At 35.2% G+C, this 1,261-nt stretch carries 1 protein-coding gene and 1 pseudogene; both read left to right on the top strand.

The window, feature by feature from the left end:
* Positions 1 to 1,028 (top strand): TnsD family Tn7-like transposition protein (locus tag INF68_RS23370; RefSeq protein WP_227412953.1); only part of this gene is annotated, 1,028 nt, incomplete at its 5' end.
* Positions 1,029 to 1,039: 11 nt separating this feature from the next.
* Positions 1,040 to 1,261 (top strand): annotated as a pseudogene (locus tag INF68_RS22855) (hypothetical protein); the annotation flags it as partial.

Here is a 1,261-nt window from a genome sequence, read left to right as displayed (position 1 = left end):
ATGAGACAGACTTCGATTTTGCTAAATTTTGTTATGAGTCCATTAATATAATCAGAAGAAAAGATATTGCTCATCCCAATTACATGGATGTGCTTAAAAATTTGAATTTATTATCACTGGATGGGCATCTAAAGAAAAATTTATTCTACGCACATGTTTATGCTAAGTGCCAGTTATTTGGAGAGGGTTCATCGGAGCTTCTACCGACATCCCTTACTGATTATCACTACTGGGAGCCTATACTCAAAGATAAATGTTGTCAGCATCCCACAAAGCACCTTTTGCTTTGTTATTGTTTGTTAAATACTTGCTGGCCAACGTATGCAGGAAGTCGTCCTAATAAAAAGAATGAAATCTTTAAAAGTCATAAGGAATACAGCTTTCATATGGCTGGAAATAATACTAGCGTTAGCAACCTTGGGAGGGAATTTAATCGCAGCAGATGTTACATTAAAACACTTATTTATAAAAAATACCTGAGGGCGTTTAAGCGAAACACAAAAATTAATATATTCACTGAATTGCTTATCAAATCTATGGCTTTAAGGGGGTTTAGTCTGGCATCCATAGCTGAGAAAAACTCATTATCGCAAGGAACTGTATCCTCTGTAATTTCATCTTGTTACGGTTTATGCTCATGGCGTAAAAAATGTAAAAAAGATTCTTTAAGACGGCGCCATAAGCAGAAGATATTAAGATTTATACATAATCAATCCGGTTCTATAACGCGAAAGTTAGTCAAGGAAAGTTGTTATGCTAGTTTCTATTGGCTAAATAAACATGAAAATGACTGGCTTAATTCCTGTCTTCCTAAAGCAGTACGATGCTATAGAAATAAAAGAGTAGACTGGAGCGAGAGAGATATAATCTCATCATCATTAATAAATGATGTTTTATCTCAGGGGCAATACCCGATGTCACTTACAAGCCTGGATGCTTTACTGGGGGGGCATAACTGGCTTTTGAAATACAGAGATAAACTACCAATGACAATGACACTTCTCAGGAAAAATAATCTAATTAAATAAGAGGGAGTAATATGGTTTACGAAAATGAATTGTGGCACAGTTTTCTTCTGCGTTCACAGATAATGTATAACTTATCCAATTGCAGAAACATAATATCTAAGCATGGTGAACTAAGGTACGATGCCTTTCCTCGGCTCGAACTGATTGATATGTACAAATTGCATAGTTTGCAGGATATATATGACATTCTTGCTACAAGAAATGGTTATATACTAACTTCCAATATAGTGTCG

Origin of the sequence: Enterobacter cloacae complex sp. P16RS2, from assembly GCF_014982155.1 — a bacterium.
GTDB lineage: Bacteria > Pseudomonadota > Gammaproteobacteria > Enterobacterales > Enterobacteriaceae > Enterobacter > Enterobacter cloacae_M.
Note: the sequence above shows the minus strand (reverse complement) of the source record. Positions and strands in the feature narration are given on the sequence as shown.